This window comes from Stenotrophomonas sp. GL_111, assembly GCF_057835245.1.
On record NZ_CM174421.1, the window covers coordinates 1,034,657 to 1,051,912 of the forward strand.

The 17,256-nt window shown below is 68.0% G+C and carries 13 protein-coding genes; 7 read left to right on the forward strand and 6 right to left on the reverse strand.

Features of this window, described 5'->3' with window-relative positions:
* The first annotated feature begins 15 nt into the window (after nt 1-15).
* A complete protein-coding gene (locus AC3IPM_RS04700; protein ID WP_489302767.1) occupies nt 16-891 on the forward strand; it encodes a LysR family transcriptional regulator in 876 nt (291 codons plus the stop codon).
* A gap of 48 nt (nt 892-939) precedes the next feature.
* On the opposite strand, the gene AC3IPM_RS04705 is transcribed toward AC3IPM_RS04700, so the two are convergent.
* The 3 genes from AC3IPM_RS04705 to AC3IPM_RS04715 all read right to left on the reverse strand — a co-directional run bounded on the left by AC3IPM_RS04705 (nt 940) and on the right by AC3IPM_RS04715 (nt 5,167).
* Complete coding sequence (locus AC3IPM_RS04705; RefSeq protein WP_489302768.1) at nt 940-3,027, reverse strand: TonB-dependent siderophore receptor; 2,088 nt, start codon at nt 3,025-3,027, stop codon at nt 940-942.
* Between the two features lie 93 nt (nt 3,028-3,120).
* Nucleotides 3,121-4,506 carry a sensor histidine kinase gene (locus AC3IPM_RS04710; protein WP_489302769.1) on the reverse strand — a complete coding sequence of 462 codons (1,386 nt, stop codon included), beginning with the start codon at nt 4,504-4,506 and terminating at the stop codon, nt 3,121-3,123.
* Nucleotides 4,484-5,167 (reverse strand): response regulator transcription factor, encoded by a 684-nt coding sequence (locus AC3IPM_RS04715; protein WP_489302770.1) that lies wholly within the window; start codon nt 5,165-5,167, stop codon nt 4,484-4,486. Before AC3IPM_RS04715 ends, AC3IPM_RS04710 begins: the two co-directional genes overlap by 23 nt.
* A 225-nt stretch (nt 5,168-5,392) precedes the next feature.
* Between AC3IPM_RS04715 and AC3IPM_RS04720 the strand changes: the two genes are divergently transcribed.
* The 4 genes from AC3IPM_RS04720 to AC3IPM_RS04735 all read left to right on the forward strand — a co-directional run bounded on the left by AC3IPM_RS04720 (nt 5,393) and on the right by AC3IPM_RS04735 (nt 12,789).
* Complete coding sequence (locus AC3IPM_RS04720) at nt 5,393-6,595, forward strand: efflux RND transporter periplasmic adaptor subunit (RefSeq protein ID WP_489302771.1); 1,203 nt, start codon at nt 5,393-5,395, stop codon at nt 6,593-6,595.
* 6 nt (nt 6,596-6,601) lie between these two features.
* Nucleotides 6,602-9,703 carry an efflux RND transporter permease subunit gene (locus AC3IPM_RS04725; protein WP_489302772.1) on the forward strand — a complete coding sequence of 1,034 codons (3,102 nt, stop codon included), beginning with the start codon at nt 6,602-6,604 and terminating at the stop codon, nt 9,701-9,703.
* A 159-nt stretch (nt 9,704-9,862) separates the two neighbouring features.
* Nucleotides 9,863-10,840 carry an Lnb N-terminal periplasmic domain-containing protein gene (locus AC3IPM_RS04730; RefSeq protein WP_489304013.1) on the forward strand — a complete coding sequence of 326 codons (978 nt, stop codon included), beginning with the start codon at nt 9,863-9,865 and terminating at the stop codon, nt 10,838-10,840.
* Nucleotides 10,837-12,789, forward strand: a complete 1,953-nt coding sequence (locus AC3IPM_RS04735) for an esterase/lipase family protein (RefSeq protein WP_489302773.1) — start codon at nt 10,837-10,839, stop codon at nt 12,787-12,789. Before AC3IPM_RS04730 ends, AC3IPM_RS04735 begins: the two co-directional genes overlap by 4 nt.
* Nucleotides 12,790-12,840: 51 nt before the next feature.
* On the opposite strand, the gene AC3IPM_RS04740 is transcribed toward AC3IPM_RS04735, so the two are convergent.
* A complete protein-coding gene (locus tag AC3IPM_RS04740; protein ID WP_489302774.1) occupies nt 12,841-14,217 on the reverse strand; it encodes an MFS transporter in 1,377 nt (458 codons plus the stop codon).
* 88 nt (nt 14,218-14,305) lie between these two features.
* Here AC3IPM_RS04740 and soxR point away from each other — a divergent pair, with 88 nt between their 5' ends.
* A complete protein-coding gene (gene soxR / locus AC3IPM_RS04745) occupies nt 14,306-14,740 on the forward strand; it encodes a redox-sensitive transcriptional activator SoxR (RefSeq protein WP_489302775.1) in 435 nt (144 codons plus the stop codon).
* Between the two features lie 7 nt (nt 14,741-14,747).
* Here the strand turns inward: soxR and AC3IPM_RS04750 are convergent, their stop codons facing one another.
* Nucleotides 14,748-15,350: a short chain dehydrogenase gene (locus AC3IPM_RS04750; protein WP_489302776.1), complete on the reverse strand. Its 603-nt coding sequence runs from the start codon at nt 15,348-15,350 to the stop codon at nt 14,748-14,750.
* 94 nt (nt 15,351-15,444) lie between these two features.
* On the opposite strand from AC3IPM_RS04750, the gene AC3IPM_RS04755 reads away from it, so the two are divergent.
* Nucleotides 15,445-16,326 (forward strand): LysR family transcriptional regulator, encoded by an 882-nt coding sequence (locus AC3IPM_RS04755; RefSeq protein ID WP_489302777.1) that lies wholly within the window; start codon nt 15,445-15,447, stop codon nt 16,324-16,326.
* 102 nt (nt 16,327-16,428) lie between these two features.
* On the opposite strand, the gene proC is transcribed toward AC3IPM_RS04755, so the two are convergent.
* The gene (gene proC / locus AC3IPM_RS04760; protein ID WP_489302778.1) at nt 16,429-17,250 is read right to left on the reverse strand and encodes a pyrroline-5-carboxylate reductase; all 822 of its coding nucleotides are present in this window, start codon (nt 17,248-17,250) and stop codon (nt 16,429-16,431) included.
* Nucleotides 17,251-17,256: the final 6 nt, after the last annotated feature.

A 17,256-nucleotide genomic window follows, 5' to 3' on the forward strand; every position in this document is an offset into this window, starting at 1 on the left:
CGTTCCGGCAGGCCCATGGTCGACCTTCGCCTCCTCCGCCAGTTCGTCGCCGTCGCCGAGGAGCTGCACTTCCATCGTGCGGCGGCGCGGCTGCACATGTCGCAGCCGCCGCTGACCGCCGCCATCCGCAAGCTGGAAGAGGAGGTGGGCGCCGAGCTGATCCTGCGCGGCAACCGCACGCTGGGGCTCACCGCCGCAGGCCAGGTATTGCTGGCGCAGTCACGGTTGACCCTGCAGCAGGCCGAGCACGCTCTGACCGCCACCCGCGATGCGGCCGCCGGGCGTACCGGTACCGTGCGCCTGGGCTATGTGGGCAGTGCGCTGTACGGGCGGCTGCCGCAGGTGATCCGCGCGTTCCGCAGCAGCCATCCACAGGTGCGGCTGGAGTTGATCGAGGCAACGTCCGCACGGCAGGTGCTGATGCTGCGTGAGCAGCGGCTGGATGCGGGCGTGTTGATTCCACCGGTGTACGAGGCCGGTGACATGCAGCTGCGCGACTTCGATCACGACCGCCTGGCCATCGCGCTGCCGCGTTCGCATCGACTTGCGCAGGGAGGTGCGATTGCGCTGGCCGCGTTGGCCGCCGAACCCTTCGTGCTGTGGCCCGCGCGCGAGGGGCAGGGCTTCCATGCGCAGGTGATCCAGCTGTGCGCGGCAGCCGGTTTCGTGCCGGGCGTGGTGCAGGAAGCGCACGGCATGCATGCGGTGCTGTCGCTGGTGGCGGTGGAGGCGGGTGTGGCGATCGTGCCGGCCAGCATGGCGGGATTCCGCGGCGCGGAGATCCACTATCAGGCGATTGAAGGGGACGCGGCGCGGTTCATGTTGCAGCTGTGTCTGCGCAGCGGGGCGGAGTCACCGGCCCTGGGCCAGTTACTGCAGTCGATGGCCTGATCTGCACGCCGTCCGACCCGGGCACGGCGGCCCGGGTCGCCAGGAACCTCAGAACCGGTAGCTGATGGTGCCGGTGACGGTGCGCGGGTTGCCGGTGAAGCAGTCACCGAAGTTGCGGCACGGCGCGAAGTACTTCTTGTCGGTGAGGTTGGTGATGTTCAGCGCCATGGTCCAGTCGGTGACCTGCACTTCGAGCAGCCCATCGATGAGGGTGTAGCTGGGCGTGCGGATGAAGCCGCCGTAGCCCAGCGACTGGGTGTTGCCGACGTAGCGGCCACCCACGCCCACGCGCAGCCGCGCATCGGCATCGAGCTGGAAGCCCTTGGCGATCCACAGCGAGGACAGTTCCTGCGGGGTGTCGTTGAGGCGCTGGTCCACTTCCATGGCGAAGCTGCTCTTGGTCACCTCGGCCTTGTTGCGTGCGTAGGCGGCGGTCACGGTGAGATCGTTGGCGAAGGAGAACTGGCCTTCCAGCTCCACGCCCTTTGACTGGATTTCACCGGTCTGGATGACGTTGAGCACGTTGTCCGGATCGTTGGTCTGGCGGTTGGTTTCGGTGATGCGGTAGACCGAGGCGGTGACCAGCATGTTGCGCGCCGGCTGCCACTTCACGCCGCCCTCGACCTGGTGGCCCTGCATCGGCTTGAACGCGCGGCCGTACAGGTCCTGGCCGTTGACCGGCAGGAACGACTCGCTGTAGCTGATGTACGGCGAGACGCCGCCGCCGATGTCGCCGATCAGACCGGCGCGGTAGGTGGTGGCGTTGTCGGTCTGGCTGGGCAGGCCTTCGGTCTTGCTGCGGGCGTGGTCGCGGCGGGCGCCGAGCACCAGCGAGACGCGATCGGCCCAGCGGATCTGGTCCTGCACGTACACGCCCAGCTGGGTGGTGCGCTGGTTGGGCAGGCGGTTCCAGCCGTTGATGGTCACCCCGGTGGATACCGGGGTGTAGATGTCGATCGGGGTCGGGGTGGCATCCAGGCTCTGCGATGTCTCGCGGTAGTCGGTGTAGTCCACGCCGGCCAGCAGTACGTGCTGGAAGGCACCGGTGGCGAAGTCGAACTGGAAGGCGTTGTCACTGGTGAGCACACGCACGTCCGGGCGTACGCCGTAGGCATTGCGGTTGACCACGCGCTTGTCGGCATCGATGAACGGATCCAGCGGGTTGGTGTAAGTGTCCGGATACAGTTCGCGGAACTCGGTCTTGCCGTCCAGGTAGCGCACCGACGAGCGCAGGCTCACGCTGTCGCTGAAGCGGTGGTCGAACAGCGCGGTAAGGCTGTACACGCGCGAGTCGAGGGTGTCGAAATCGCGGTCGCCCAGGAAGGTGGACGGGTCCAGGCGGCGGCCCGCCGGTGCGTTCAAGGTGGCCACCACCGGCAGGAACTGCTGGCTGGAGGCAGTGGTGTCGTGCTGGTAGCTGGCCAGCACGGTGAGCGTGCTGCGCTCGCCGCGCCAGCTGATCGACGGCGCGACGTAGACGCGGTCATCGTCGACGAAGTCGGTCTGCATGCCGGCGTTGCGGACCAGCCCGACCACGCGGCCGGCGACGGTGCCGGCGTCATTGAGGGTGCCGCCGATGTCGCCCTGGAACTGCTTGCGGTCGAAGTTGCCCAGCTGCACGCCGAGCTCGCCGCCGGTGTCGGTGAAGGTCGGGCGCTTGGTCATGGCGTTGATGATGCCGCCGGTGGCGCCGGCGCCGTACAACACCGAGGACGGTCCACGCAGCACTTCCACCCGCTCCAGGCCATACACCTCGGTGCGTGCCATCGGGTTGAAGCCGTAGCTGCGGCGCAGGCCGTCCAGGTACTGCACCGGGTCCAGGCCGCGCACGGTGCTGCCGTCGCTGCGGGTATCCAGGCCGTAGGCATCGGCGGTGACGCCGGCGCTGTAGCGCAGGGTTTCCTGCAGAGTGCGGGCGCCGCGGTCGGTGAACAGGTCGGCGGTGACCACGCTGATCGCCTGCGGGGTCTGGGTCAGCTCGGTGTCGGTCTTGGTCGCGGTGCTGGCGCGATCGGCCACCACGCTCACCGCATCCAGGGTGCGGGCGGCGTTGCTGTCCTGGGCCTGGGCAATCGCCGAGGCGAGCAGGGAGGGCAGGGCGAGGGACAGCAGCAGCGGGCGGCGGAGGGCGGGCATCGGTCGGTCCGGGGGTGACGGTGGCGACGGATTATCCGGATGCTCCAATGCAAATACAAATTATTCGCAAATGGGTCGGTTGCGAAGTTCCGTTCAGGGCAAGCCATCGGCCTGGCAGCGCAGGCTGAGCCAGGCCCCGCCGCCCGGGGCGGTGCCGGCGCGGACCCGGAACCCGTGCAGGCCGGCGATGGCGGCCACGATGGACAGGCCCAGCCCGAAGCCCTCACCGCGCCCGGCATCGCCGCTGCCGCGGAAGAAGCGCTGGTAGATCAGGCTGCGGTCCTGGGCGGGGATGCCCGGCCCGTTGTCGATCACATCGATGCGGGGGGCACCTTCCTCCTCCACCGCACGCAACACGATGATCCCGTTGGCGGGCGTGAAGCGCAGCGCATTGGACAACAGGTTGGCCAGCGCCTCGAACAGCAGCTCGCGGTCGCCGCGCACGGCGCTGAGCGGGGGGGCGACCTCCAGCTGCAGCAGTTGCTGCTTTTCTTCGGCCAGCGGCAGGTAGAACTGATGCAGCTCGCCGAGCAGCTCGGCGATGTCGATCTCGATGAACGCCGAGCGGCGCTGGTGGTTCTCCAGTTCCGACACCCGCAGCAGCGCGGCGAAGCGCGCCATCAGCATGTCCGTGTCGGTGAGTGCGCGGTCCAGTTGGTTGGCGCGCGGATCCTCGTCGTCCAGATCCACGCGCATGCGGTACAGGTGCGCGCGCAGCCGGGTGAGCGGGGTACGCAGGTCGTGGGCGATGCTGTCGCACACGCCTTTCACTTCGGTCATCAACTGCTCGATGCGTTCAAGCATGGCGTTGACGATGCTCGACAAGCGGTCGATCTCATCCGGGCGTCCCGACACCGGCAGGCGTTGGCCCAGGTCGCCGGCGATGATGCGGTTAGTGGCGGCCTCGATCTGCTGGATGCGTTTCAGCGGCCGCCGACGCAGCACATGCCAGCCGGCCAGGCCGGGAATGACGGTCAGCGACACGCCCCACAGCAGGGCTTCCAGGATGATGCTGTTGACCATGGTGAGCTTGCCGCTGGGGCGTGCGAACACCAGCAGCCGGCCATCCTGGGTGTTCACTCCGAGCGCGCGGCCGGCTTCCTCGCGCGCGCCGCTGGCCAGCGCCCAGCTTTCCACCGCATGCGAGCGGCCATCGATGTCCAGGCCTTCGGGAATGGCCTGCAGTGGGCCCGCAAGATGCGCACCGTTGCGGTTGAAGATGCCGTAGGCGTAGGCGCCATGGATGTCGTAGCGCAGGCTGTCGCGCAACGCAGCGTCGAGTGCCTGTCCTTCGAACTTTTCGAACAGGTGGGCGCGTTGCAGCAACCCGGATTCGGCCACATCACTGAGGTAGTCCGAGACCCGCCAGTACATCACCCCCAGCAGCACGCTGGACCACGCCACGAACAGCACGCAGTACAGGCCCAGCAGGCGGCTGCTGGACGAACGCCAGCCGTCAGACATGCTCGTCGAGGACATAGCCGGTTCCACGTACGGTCTTGATCGGCTGTGGCCGGCCAGGATGGTCGATGCGCTTGCGCAGGCGTCCGATATGGACGTCGATGAGGTTGGTGCCGGGGTCGAAGTGATAGCCCCAGACCTCCTGGAACAGCATGCTGCGGGTGACCACCTGGCCGGCGTTGCGGACCAGGAATTCCAGTAGTTTGAATTCGGTGGGCAGCAGTGCGATCTCATCGCCGGCGCGGCGCACCGAGCGCGTCATCAGGTCCAGCTCCAGGTCGCCCACGCGCAGCACGTTGTCGCTGCTGGGCGGCTGGCCGTGGCGGCGGATCAGCACTTCCACGCGTGCGGCCATCTCGTCGGAGGCGAACGGTTTGGTCAGGTAGTCATCGCCCCCGGCGCGCAGCCCGCGCACTCGTTCATCCACATCCGACAACGCGCTGATCATCAGCACCGGGGTGGTGATGCCCTGGCGGCGCAGCGCGGTGACCAGGCCCAGCCCGTCGATGCCGGGCAGCATACGGTCCAGCGTGATCACCGCGTAGTCGCCACTGCGCGCCAGTGCCAGGCCCTGGTCGCCATTGGCCACCAGGTCCACCTCGAAGCCGTGGCTGCGCAGCTCGGTGGCGATTTCCTGGGCGGTGACGAGGTCGTCCTCGATGGTGAGTACGCGCGGCATGGGCCACTATAAGTCCTGGGACACGTGCATCCTCGCAACCGCCCGCAGCCACTGCAAATGAAAAATGTTTCATGCGTTTTTCGCCGGATCCTGCCGCTGCGTCTTCTATATTCGGCCCGTGGAAGGGTGCCGCCGGCGGGTTTCGGTGCCCCCACGGGATGCCGGCGCATGATGCCGGCGTCCTGCGCCCCCAGCGCTTCCCCCACGCCTGGAACTCCGTAGCCGATGACCCACACGCTCCGCTCCCCCCTGGCCAGCGCCTGGCCGCTGCTCCGTACCTGCCGTGCCCCGCTGCTGGCGCTCGGCCTGGCAACCGCGTTGGCGGCCTGTGGCAATGACGCCCCAAAGGCCGCCGCCGCCGCGCCGGAAGTGACCGTGCTGACCCTGCAGACCCAGCCGCTGGCGCTGGAGCAGGAACTGCCGGGGCGCACCGTGGCCTCGCAGGAATCGGAGGTACGCCCGCAGGTGGCCGGGGTGCTGGTGAAGCGTCTGTTCGAGCAGGGCCAGATGGTCCAGGCCGGGCAGCCGCTGTTCCAGATCGAGCCGGCGTTGTACCAGGCGGCGCTGAACGAGGCGCAGGCCAACCTGCGCACCGCCGAGGCCACGGCCGTGGCGGCGCGGCTGCGCTCGGAGCGGCTGCAGACACTGGGCAAGGACCAGCTGGCCGCGCGCCAGGACGTGGACGATGCGATTGCCACCCATCACCAGGCCGCCGCCGCGGTGCAGGCCGCGCAGGCGGTGCGTGATACCGCGCGTACCCAGCTGGGCTTTGCCCACGTGACCGCACCGATTGCCGGGCGGATCGGGCGGGCGCTGTTCACCCCGGGCGCGCTGGTCACCTCCGGCCAGGCCGAACCGCTGGCGCGGATCCAGCAGGTGGACCCGATGAACGTGGATATCACCCAGTCCAGCAATGAATTCCTGGCGCTGCGCCGGGCGATTGCCGAAGGCGGGGTGGAGGCCACCACCGCGCCGGTGCGGCTGCGTCTGTCCGATGGCAGCGACTACCCGCTGCCGGGCACGCTGGAGTTCGCCGATATCGATGTCGACCAGGCCACTGGCAGCATCACCCTGCGCGCGCAGTTCCCCAACCCGCAGGGCCAGTTGCTGGCGGGCATGTACGTGCGTGCCCAGGTGGGCCAGGGCACCCGCCAGCAGGCGCTGCTGGTGCCGCAGGCGGCGGTGGATCGCAGCCCCAAGGGCGAAGCGCAGGCATGGGTGGTGGACGCACAGGGCAAGGCCCGGCAACGGGTGTTCAGCACCGCGCGTGCGGTGGGCGATCAATGGCTGGTGCTTGATGGCCTGCGCGCCGGTGAACGGGTGGTGCTGAGCGGCCGCCAGGGGCTCAGCGATGGCATGGCGGTGCGGGTGAAGCCGGCGGCCGTGCCGAGCGCCGCATCCGCCACCACGCCCGCGAAGCGAGGCTGAGCCGCCATGCTGCCGCGCTTCTTCATCCACCGCCCGGTATTCGCCTGGGTCCTGGCGATCTGCATCATGGCGCTGGGCACCATCGCGGTGACCCAGCTGCCGGTTGAGCAGTACCCGGACATCGCCCCGCCGCAGGTCAACATCACCGCCAACTACACCGGTGCCTCCGCACAAACGGTGGAGGACAGCGTCACCCAGGTGATCGAACAGCAGATCAAGGGCATCGACCACCTGCTGTATTTTTCGTCCACCAGTTCCTCCTCCGGCCAGTCGCGCATCACCGTTACCTTCGACCAGAGCGCCAACCCGGACATCGCCCAGGTGCAGGTGCAGAACAGCGTCAACCAGGCCATCAACCGCCTGCCGCAGGAGGTGCAGCAGCAGGGCATCACCGTGGCCAAGTCGCAGGGTGATGCGCTGATGGTGGTGTCGCTGTACGACACCAGCCGGCGCATGGAACGCGTGGACGTGTCCGACTTCCTGGTCAGCAATGTGCAGGATCCGATCAGCCGCATTCCCGGGGTCGGCGAGATCAATGTGTTCGGTGCGCAGTACGCCATGCGCATCTGGCTGGACCCGCACAAGCTGCGCGCCTATGCCTTGATGCCGTCCGATGTGCGCAGCGCGATCGAAGCGCAGAACACCCAGGTGACGGCCGGTGAACTCGGTGCGTTGCCGGCGTCCCCGCAGCAGAGCCTCAATGCAACGGTCACCGCGCAGTCGCGTCTGCAGACGCCGGAGCAGTTCCGCGGCATCATCCTCAAGACGCTGCCCAGCGGTGCGGCGGTGCACCTGGAGGACGTCGCCCGCGTCGAGATCGGCGCGGAGAACTACCAGACCAGCAGCTACCTCAACGGCTATCCGGCCGCGGGTTTCTCGGTGACCTTGGCCTCCGGCGCGAACGCGCTGGAAACCGCCGATGCGGTGCGCGCGGCGATCGAACGGCTGCGGCCCGGTTTTCCACCGGGCATCGAGGTGGCGTACCCGCGCGACAGCACGCCGTTCGTGCGCGTGTCCATCGAAGGCGTGATCCACACCTTGATCGAGGCGATCATCCTGGTGGTGGTGGTGATGTTCCTGTTCCTGCAGAACGTGCGCGCTACGCTGATCCCGGCGATCACCGTGCCGGTGGTACTGCTGGGAACGTTCGGTGTGCTGGCCGTGGCCGGATTCACCATCAACACGCTGACCCTGTTCGCGATGGTGCTGGCGATCGGTCTGCTGGTCGACGATGCGATCGTGGTGGTGGAGAACGTCGAGCGCATCATCCACGAAGAACATCTGCCGCCGCGCGAGGCGACCGAGCGTTCGATGGGCGAGATCACCGGCGCGCTGATCGGCATCACCGTGGTACTCGGCGCGGTGTTCCTGCCGATGGCGATGTTCGGTGGTTCCACCGGCATCATCTACCGCCAGTTCTCGATCACGATTGCTTCGGCGATGGCGCTGTCGGCGCTGGTCGCGCTCACCCTGACCCCGGCGTTGTGCGCGACCCTGCTCAAGCCCTCCTCGGCGCAGAAACCACCGGGACGCTTCTTCGCCTGGTTCAACCGCGGCGTCGAGCGCAGCCAGGCAGCCTACCGCGGCAAGCTCGGCGGTGTGGTGGCCAACCCCAAGCGCTGGATGGCGTTCTACCTGCTGCTGATCATCGGCATGGTGGCGCTGTATGCGCGCATGCCCACCGGCTTCCTGCCGGTGGAAGACCAGGGCCAGGTGATGTTCCAGTTCTCCACGCCGGAAGGCACGCCGATGGCGCGCACCGAGGAACTGGGCGCGAAGATCAGCCAGTACTTCCTAGAGAAGGAAAAGCAGAATCTGGACGTGGTGTTCGTGGTGATCGGCCGCAACAACGCCGGCACCGGGCAGAACGCCGGGCAGGGATTCCTCGCACTCAAACCGTGGGGCGAACGCAACGCGGACAACAGCGCCGCGGCAATCATCGCCCGGGCCAACCAGTATTTTCGTGGCCAGGCCGATGCCAAGGTCAACGTGTTGTCGCCCCCGGCGGTACGCGGGCTGGGGCAGTCCAGCGGGTTCGAGCTGTGGCTGCAGGACAACAGCGCGGCCGGGCGCCCGGCGTTGCAGAGCGCGCAGCAGCAGGTGGTGCAGGCCGCCAACCAGGACGACGGCCTGACCTCGGTGCGCTTGAACGGGCTGGGCGACAAGGCCGAGCTGCACCTGGACATCGACCATGCCCAGGCCAGCGCGCTGGGCTTGGCGCAGGGCGATATCAATGCCACGCTTTCGGCGGCGTGGGGCGGTACCTACGTCAACGATTTCCTCGACCGCGGTCGGGTCAAGCGGGTTTACCTGCAGGGCGACCAGCCGTACCGCAGCGTGCCCGATGACATCGACCAGTGGTCGGTACGCGGCACCAACGGGCAGATGGCTTCCTTCGCCAGTTTCGCCAGCAGCCATTGGGCGCGCGGACCGCAGCTGCAGCAGCGCTTCAATGGCCTGCCGGCGATGGAACTCCAGGGCAGTGCCGCCGAAGGTCGCAGTTCCGGCGAGGCGATGCAGCGCATGCAGGCGCTGGTGGCCGAACAGCCTGGCTTCGCGCTGCAGTGGAGTGGGTTGTCCTATCAGGAACAGATGTCCAGCAACCAGACCCTGTGGTTGTATGCCGCGTCCATCGCCTTCATCTTCCTGTGCCTGGCCGCGCTCTACGAGAGCTGGACCGTGCCGGTGGCGGTGCTGCTGGTGATTCCGCTGGGCGTGATCGGTACCGTGCTGGCGACCACCGCGGCTGGCTTCGTCAACGACATCTACTTCCAGGTTGGCCTGCTGACCACGATTGGTCTGTCGGCCAAGAATGCGATCCTGATCGTGGAGTTCGCCGAAGCCGAGTACCGCGCCGGGCGCTCGGCGGTGGAGGCGGCGCTGCAGGGCGCGCGGCTGCGCCTGCGCCCGATCGTGATGACCTCGCTGGCGTTCGTGGCCGGTGTGATTCCGCTGGCGCTGGCCACCGGTGCGGGCGCGGCCAGCCGTCGCGAGATCGGCATCAGCGTGATCGGCGGCATGCTCTCCGGCACGCTGCTGGCCATCGTGCTGGTGCCGCTGTTCTTCGTGCTGGTGCGGCGGCTGGGCAAGGCGCGGCCGGTGGCGTGAGGCGTGGCGGTTCGGGCATAGCGGTGTTACGCCAGGAAGTTTTGACGAAGCTGAACACGCAAAAATGTCCTGTACTCACCGGTTATGGCTAACTAGCGCCCCGGATCAACGACGGAACGACGCGTGAAGAAGGCAGGACGATGGGGGCTGGCCGCACTGATGCTGCTGGCGGCGCTGTGGATCACCGGGCTGCTGGCCTACCAGTTGCCCGGGCCGGGCTGGCTGCGCACCGTGGTCATCGTGGTGTGGGCCGGCTTTGCGCTGACCACGCTGGTGGCGGTGGCACGGGCGCGCGCCGGGCGTTGGCCGGGTGCGGTGTTCGTCGCCGCGCTGGTCGCCTCGGGGGTCTGGTGGCTGCTGCTCAGCCCACGCCAGGACCGGCTCTGGGCCGACGATGTGGCGCAGCGGTTGAAGGTGGTCGAATTCGACGGCCGGCACGTGGTGCTCGACAACGTGCGCAACTTCACCTGGCACAGCGAAGACAACCACGAGGTGCGCTGGGAGCGCCGCGCCTATGACCTGGACCAGCTGCGTTCGGCCGACCTGGTGCTGTCGTATTGGATGGGGCCGATGATCGCGCACACGCTGGTCTCCTTCGGTTTCGCCGACGGTCGCCAGCTGGTGTTCTCGCTGGAGATCCGCAAGGAGCGCGGCGAATCGTTCTCGGCGCTGGGCGGTTTCTTCCGCAAGTTCGAGATGACCCTGGTGGCCGCCGAGGAAACCGACATCGTGCGCGTGCGCAGCAACGTGCGTGGCGAGGATGTGTATCTGTACCGGCTGCAGGGCATGACGCGCGAGCAGCTCAAGGGCTTGTTCGTGTCCTATCTGGGCGAGGCGCGCAAGCTGGACGCCGCGCCTGCGTTCTACAACACGCTGACCAGCAACTGCACCACCATCGTGTATGAGCTGGCCAAGCAGATCGCACCCGGCCTGCCGCTGGATTACCGCCTGCTCGCATCGGGCTACTTCGCCGAGTACGCGCGTGATCTGGGCGTGCTCACGCCCGGGGTGGATTTCGCCACCCTCAAGGCGCGTGGCCGCATCACCGAGCGCGCGCGCGCGGCCGGCGATGATCCTGACTTCTCCCGTTTGATCCGCCGTGGCGTGCCCGGTATCGACCAAGGAAACACCCCATGATGTTGTCGTTCCCGCGCCTGCCGGGGCGCGCGTTGCCGCTGCTGGCCGTGGTGCTGTCGCTGCTGCTGTCCAGCGGTTGTGCGATGGTTACCATGAAGCAGGTGGCGCCCACCGAGTACCTGGCCAACAAGCGCGGCGACGTACTGACCTCGGGCAAGCTGAGTGCCGCGTCGCAGGAAACGCTGAGCGTGATCGGCCTGGACGAGGCGCAATGCGAGAAGGATGTTGCCGCCTGCCAGAAGACCCTGGAAGACACCGCCGTGTTGCCGGAGGAGCAGCGGCTGTCAGCGCTGTCCGAACTGTGGGTCAAGACCGCATTGGGGCTCAGCCCCAAGCCCAAGGACCGCGAGAAACACCCGATGTCCGACGCCGCGCTGGATGCGTGGCTGGAAGCGGCGCGCTATGCCTATGCCTACCTGTTCTTCAGCGGACGCACACCGTCCGAGCGTGCCTTCGAGGACCGCCAGACCCAGGTCCGCGACTACTACAACTACGCCGCCGAACAGACCGCGGCGGTGGTGTTCAAGCGCAGCCGCGAGAGTGCGCTGGAAGGGGAGGACTACAACGCCGCGGTGGCCGGTGAGCGTTGGACGCTGACGTCGGACTTCGACCAGCTGCGCATGACCAGTATCCCCACCACCATGGTGTCGGCCTCGTCGGTGAGCTTTGCCGGGTTGCGCAGCACCTACCGCCGTGATGGCTTCGGTGCCGAGCTGGTGGTGGTGATGGATCCGCCCAAGCTGATCGCCGCGGCGGACGGCAAGAAGGCCGAGATTCCGCAGTACAGCGAGATGTCGGCGATCAATGCCACCGCGCTGCTGCGCTTCAAGGGCGATTCCCTGCGCGAGGTGATGGAGACGACCCAGGTGCTGTTCGATGTGTACTCGCCGGAGTCCACCGAGAGCATCGACCTGCACGGCGAGAAAGTGCCGCTGGCCGGCAACTTCACCGCCGCCTACGGCATGTGGCTGGCCCAGTCCGGCTTTGCCACGCAGTCGCTGCGCACCTTGTTCGGCCTCAGCGAAGGCATCGCCGAGCCGCATATGTACCTGATGCAGCCGTGGGATCCGAATCGCCGCATCATCTTCATGCTGCACGGCCTGGGCAGCAGCCCGGAAGCGTGGGTGAACGTCGCCAATGAAATCATGGGCGATCCCGAACTGCGCCGTCATTTCCAGGTGTGGCAGGTGTATTACCCGACCAACGCACCAATCGCGTTGAACCGCTTCGAGATCAACGAGGCCTTCAACAACACCCTCAAGCACTTCGACCCGAACGGCACCACGCCCGCGTCCAAGGACATGGTGTTCATCGGCCACAGCATGGGCGGCGTGTTGGCGCGGCTGCTGGTGACCTCTTCCGGCGATGCGCTGTGGGACCAGTTGCTGGCCAGTTACGAGCTCAAGGGTGAACGCTTGAAGCGGGTGGAGGCCAAGCTCGGCCCGCTGCTGCACTTCACGGCCGAGCCGAATGTGGAGCGTGCGATCTTCATCGCCGCCCCGCACAAGGGCACCGACATCGCCGGCAATCGGCTGGGCCGGTTGATCGGGCGGCTGGTGCGGTTGCCGATCACCATCCTGGGCAAGTTCGAGGACGTGTTCCAGACCCTGCAGCAGGCCGAGGCGCAATCGGCGCAGCCGACCAAACTGCAGATTCCCAACAGCATCGACAACCTCAAGGCCAGCGATCCGTTCGTGAAGGCCGCCGGTGCGCTGCCGATCGAGCCGGGCCTGAAGTACCACTCGATCATTGCCCAGCGCAAACCCGAGGTGCCGCTGCAGCAGTCCGACGATGGGCTGGTGCCGTACTGGAGCGCGCATCTGGACGGTGCGGTGTCGGAGAAGGTGATCATTTCCGGGCACAGCGTGCAGGAAACCCCGCAGGCGGTGCTGGAAATCCGGCGAATCCTGCGCGAAGACCTCAAGGACGTTGGCGACACGCATCGCTGACACTGCGCGGTGCGGTCCACGCGACCGCACCGTTGCCGGGGGTGCAGCGGCCTAGATCCGCCGCGCGACCACCACGCTGGCGGCGGCCAGCAAGAGCATGATCGCGAAGGTCAGCAGATAGCCCAGGGTCTCGTTGCCGGCCAGGAACAGCGCGAACAGCGAGCCGGACACCGCCAGCGTGGTGGCGACGCCGAGCGCTTCGCTCAACTGCAGCGCCGAGGTGTTGGCCCCTTGCTGGGCCGGCGGCGACAGTGACAGGGTCAGCACCGAGAGGCTGGGGTAGATCATGCCCATGCCCAACCCGGTCAGGGTCCAACCGGCGAGTGCCGGCCACAGCGGCACGCCGGGCTGGATCGCCAGTGCGGTGGCGATGATGCCCACGCACATCATCAGCGCACCGCTCTGCAGCAGCTGCCGCCGCGACCAGCCGCGTTTCTGGTGACCCTGCAGCCAGGAGCCGCTGAACCAGCCCAGTGCGCCCAGGCTGAGTGCAACGCCGGCGAGCAGGGGCGAGAAGCCGCGCTCGCGCTGCAGCAGCAACGGCAGGAACGCCTCGCAGCCGAAGAATGCCGAGGCGGCGATGCCGCGCAACGCGATCACGCTGGGCAGGCCGCGGCGCACGCGCAGGGTGCCGGCCGGCAACAGCTTCCAGCTGCACAACGCCAGTGCGGCGATGGCCGGCAGCAGCAGGGCCACGGCCCGCCAGCCGTGTTGCTGGCCGCCCACATAGAGCAGCAGCGCAGCGCAGGAAGCGCCGATGGCCCAGCGCACCACCGTGGTGGTGCCGGTAGTGTGGTTGGCCGGTGGCTGCCGGCCGCGCAGCGCCGGGCGCAGCAGCAGCGCGGCCGGTACCGCCAGCAGCGGCACCGCCAGGAATACCCAGCGCCAGCCCAGGTGCTGCACGATCAGGCCGCTGATGCCGGGCCCGATCAGGGAGGGCACCACCCAGCCGGCCGAGAACGCCGCGAACACGCGTGGGCGCATCGACTCGGGATAGGTACGGCCGACCAGCACGTACAGCGCCACCGAGATCGCGCCCGCACCCAGTCCCTGCATCAGCCGGCCCAGTACCAGCACCGGCATGTGCTGGGCCAGCCCGGCCACCAGCAGCCCGGCGATGAAGCACATCAGACCCAGCCACAGTGGCCGCGCCGGGCCCTGCTGGTCGCTCCAGCGCCCGGCCAGGGTCATGCCGATCACGCTGGTGGCCAGGGTGCCGCCGAAGGCCAGTGCGTACAGGCGCAGGCCATCAAGTTCATGCGCCACGGTGGGCATTGCCGCAGCCACCGCCAGCGCCTCGAAGCCGTGCAGCGAGACCAGCGCGACCATGCCGACGGTCGTGGCGCGGTACTGCGGTGAGAGGATCGAGGGCGGTGGCGCATCGGCGGGGACCGCCGCGGAGGCGGGTACGGCAACTTCGGAAGACATGCGGGATTCCTGGCGTCGGGGCGGGGGCGCTTGCAGTGCGCCGCGGCGTCACGCACGATGACACCTGAACCATGGTTGAGGTCAAGCAGTGATCGCGCAGGAACTGAGTGTAGGTGAAGTGGCCAGTCGCAGCGGGGTGGCGGTATCGGCCCTGCATTTCTACGAGCGCAAGGGCCTGATCCGTAGCCTGCGTACCGCAGGCAACCAGCGCCGGTTTTCTCGTGATGTACTGCGCCGGCTGGCGGTGATCCGGGTCGCGCAGCGGGTAGGCATGCCGCTGGAGGCGGTGGCCACCGCGTTCGCGGCGCTGCCGGACGACAAGACGCCGACCAAGGCCGAGTGGGCGAAAATGTCCGCCCTGTGGCGGGGTGAGCTGGACCAGCGCATCGCGCAGTTGCTGCTGCTGCGCGACCAGCTCACCGATTGCATCGGCTGCGGCTGTCTGTCGTTGAAGCGTTGCCGCCTGGCCAACCCCGGCGATGCGCTGGGTGACCAGGGCGATGGACCGCAGCGCTGGGGCTAGCGCGCGGTCACCACACGGTGAACACCTGCCCGCTCTGCACACCTTCCACGCTGCGCTGGTAGGCCAATGCAGCCCGCTGCGCGGTGACCGGCTCGAACCCCGGGAAATACGCGCCGTAGTCGTCCATTGATTCGACCAGCACATTCGGGCTGACCACGTTGATGCGCAGCCCGCGCGGCAGCAGTTCGCAGGCCGCGCCACGCGCGAAACCTTCCAACGCGGCATTCACCGCGGTGGCGTTGGCACCGTCGCGGATCGGTTGTGCGCTGACGATGCCGCTGGTCAGCGTGATCGAGCCGCCCGTGTTGAGGTGATGCTGCGCAGCCAGCGCGAGGCGTACCTGGCCCAGCAGCTTGTCCTGCAGGCCGAGGTTGAACTGGGCCGGGCTCATCTCGGCCAGTGGGCCGAAATGCAGGCGGCCGGTGGTGGCGACCACGGCATCGACGGTGCCCACCTGCTTGAACATCGCCTGCACGCTGGCATCGTCGGTGAGGTCCACCTGCACCTCGCCGCTGTGGCGCCCGGCGCGGATCAGTTGGTGGTGTGCGCCCAGGATGGTGGCGACGGCCTGGCCGAGGGTGCCGCTGGCGCCTACGAGAAGGATCTTCATGTCGGTTGCTCCGGAAAGGTAGGGCCAGTCTGCGCCGGCAATCTTGGTTTGGTAACCGGCGTATGCTTTGCAGATTCCTAATCAGGAGTTTCCAATGGACATCGTGCGCTGCATGCAGGCCTTCGTGGCGGTGGTCGAGCGCGGCAGCCTCAATGCCGCCGCCGAGCAGTTGCAGGTGTCCTCGGTGATGGTGGGCAAGTATCTGCAGCAGCTGGAGACACACCTGGGGGTGCGGCTGCTGCAGCGGAACACGCGCCGGCAAAGCCTCACCGATGCCGGGCGCAACTACCTGGCCGGTTGCCGCACGGTGCTGGAGCAGGTGCAGCAGGCCGAGGCCAGCGTGGCAGGGCTGCAGGCGCAGCCGCAGGGCGTGCTGCGGATCAGCGCACCGGTGACCTGGGGCAGCTGCGTGCTGGCGCCGTTGGTGGCCGATTACCTGGCGGCGCACCCGCAGGTGGTGGTCGAGCTGGACCTGAGCAACCGGCGCGTGGATCTGATCGAAGAACAGTTCGACGCGGTGGTGCGGATGGGGCGCTTGAGCTCCACGGAATGGGTGGCGCGCCCGCTGCCGCCGTATGCGATGCGCATCTGCGCCGCGCCGGCGTATCTACAGCGCAAGGGCGTGCCCCGGCATCCAGGTGAGCTGGCCCGGCACGATTGCCTGACCCACCTGGCGTGGCGCGGCGGCCATGGCTGGCGGCTGCGTGGGCATCCGGAGCAGGATTGGTCTGAGCATTCGCGGCTGCTCTGCAACGATGGCGATGCGTTGCGTCGGGCGGCATTGGCCGGCGCCGGGCTGATCCTGCAGCCGGCGGTGCTGCTGGCCGAGGACATCGCGGCCGGGCGATTGCAGCCGGTGCTGGACGACTACCTGCCCGAGCCCCGCCCGCTGCACCTGGTGTACCTGCCGGACCGGCGGCCGCGACCGAAGCTGAGCAGCTTTGTGGACTTCCTGCTGGACGCACTGAAGGCCTGACCCGTGGCTCTACCCTTGCCGGTTGTTACGCAGCCACGCATGGCGTGGCTCTACCCAGGCGTTGCCGGCGGTCGAGCGATGCTGCCCGCAACCGGCAATGGATCAGTCGTTGGCAGCCGACAAGGCCTGGCCGCGTCGCGTGGCCGCATCGATCGCAGTGGCGACGATCGCTTCGAAGCCATCGCCCTGGAAGCTTTCGATGGCGGCCTGGGTGGTGCCGTTCGGCGATGTCACGCGGCGGCGCAGCTCGGCCGGTGCTTCCCCGGATTCATCAAGCATGCGGCTGGCGCCGAGCAGGGTTTGTACCACCAAGGTACGCGCTGCTTCGGCGGACAGGCCTTGGGCGATGCCGGCCGCTTCCATGGCTTCAGCCAGCAGGAACACATAGGCCGGGCCGCTGCCGGAGACGGCCGTCACCGCATCCATCAGCGCTTCCTCCTCGATCCACACCGTGCGCCCGGCACTGGCCAGCACCGTGTCGGCCTGCGCGCGCTGCGCCGCGCTGACCGCCCCGGTGGCGAACAGCCCGGTGACCCCGGCGCCGAGCAGGGCCGGCGTGTTGGGCATTGCGCGGACCACCGCCTGGCCGCCGCCAAGCCAGCGGTCGAGCTGGGCGCTGGTGATGCCGGCGGCGATAGACACCGCCAGCGGTGCGGTGGCCTGGGCGAGATCGGTCAGCGTGGCGCAGACCTCGCGCAGCACCTGCGGCTTCACTGCGAGCACCCAGACCTGGCCCTGCGCCGCCGCCTCGCTGGCGCTGACGTAGGTGTGCACGCCGAATTCGGCGGCCAGCTGCTCGCGCAGCGCCGGCACCGGTTCGGCGACATGGATGCGGCTGGCGGCAACGCCCTGGCGGACCAGGCCGGCGATCAGGCTGCGGGCCATGTTGCCGCCCCCGATGAAGGTCAGCGATGAAGTACTCATACGATC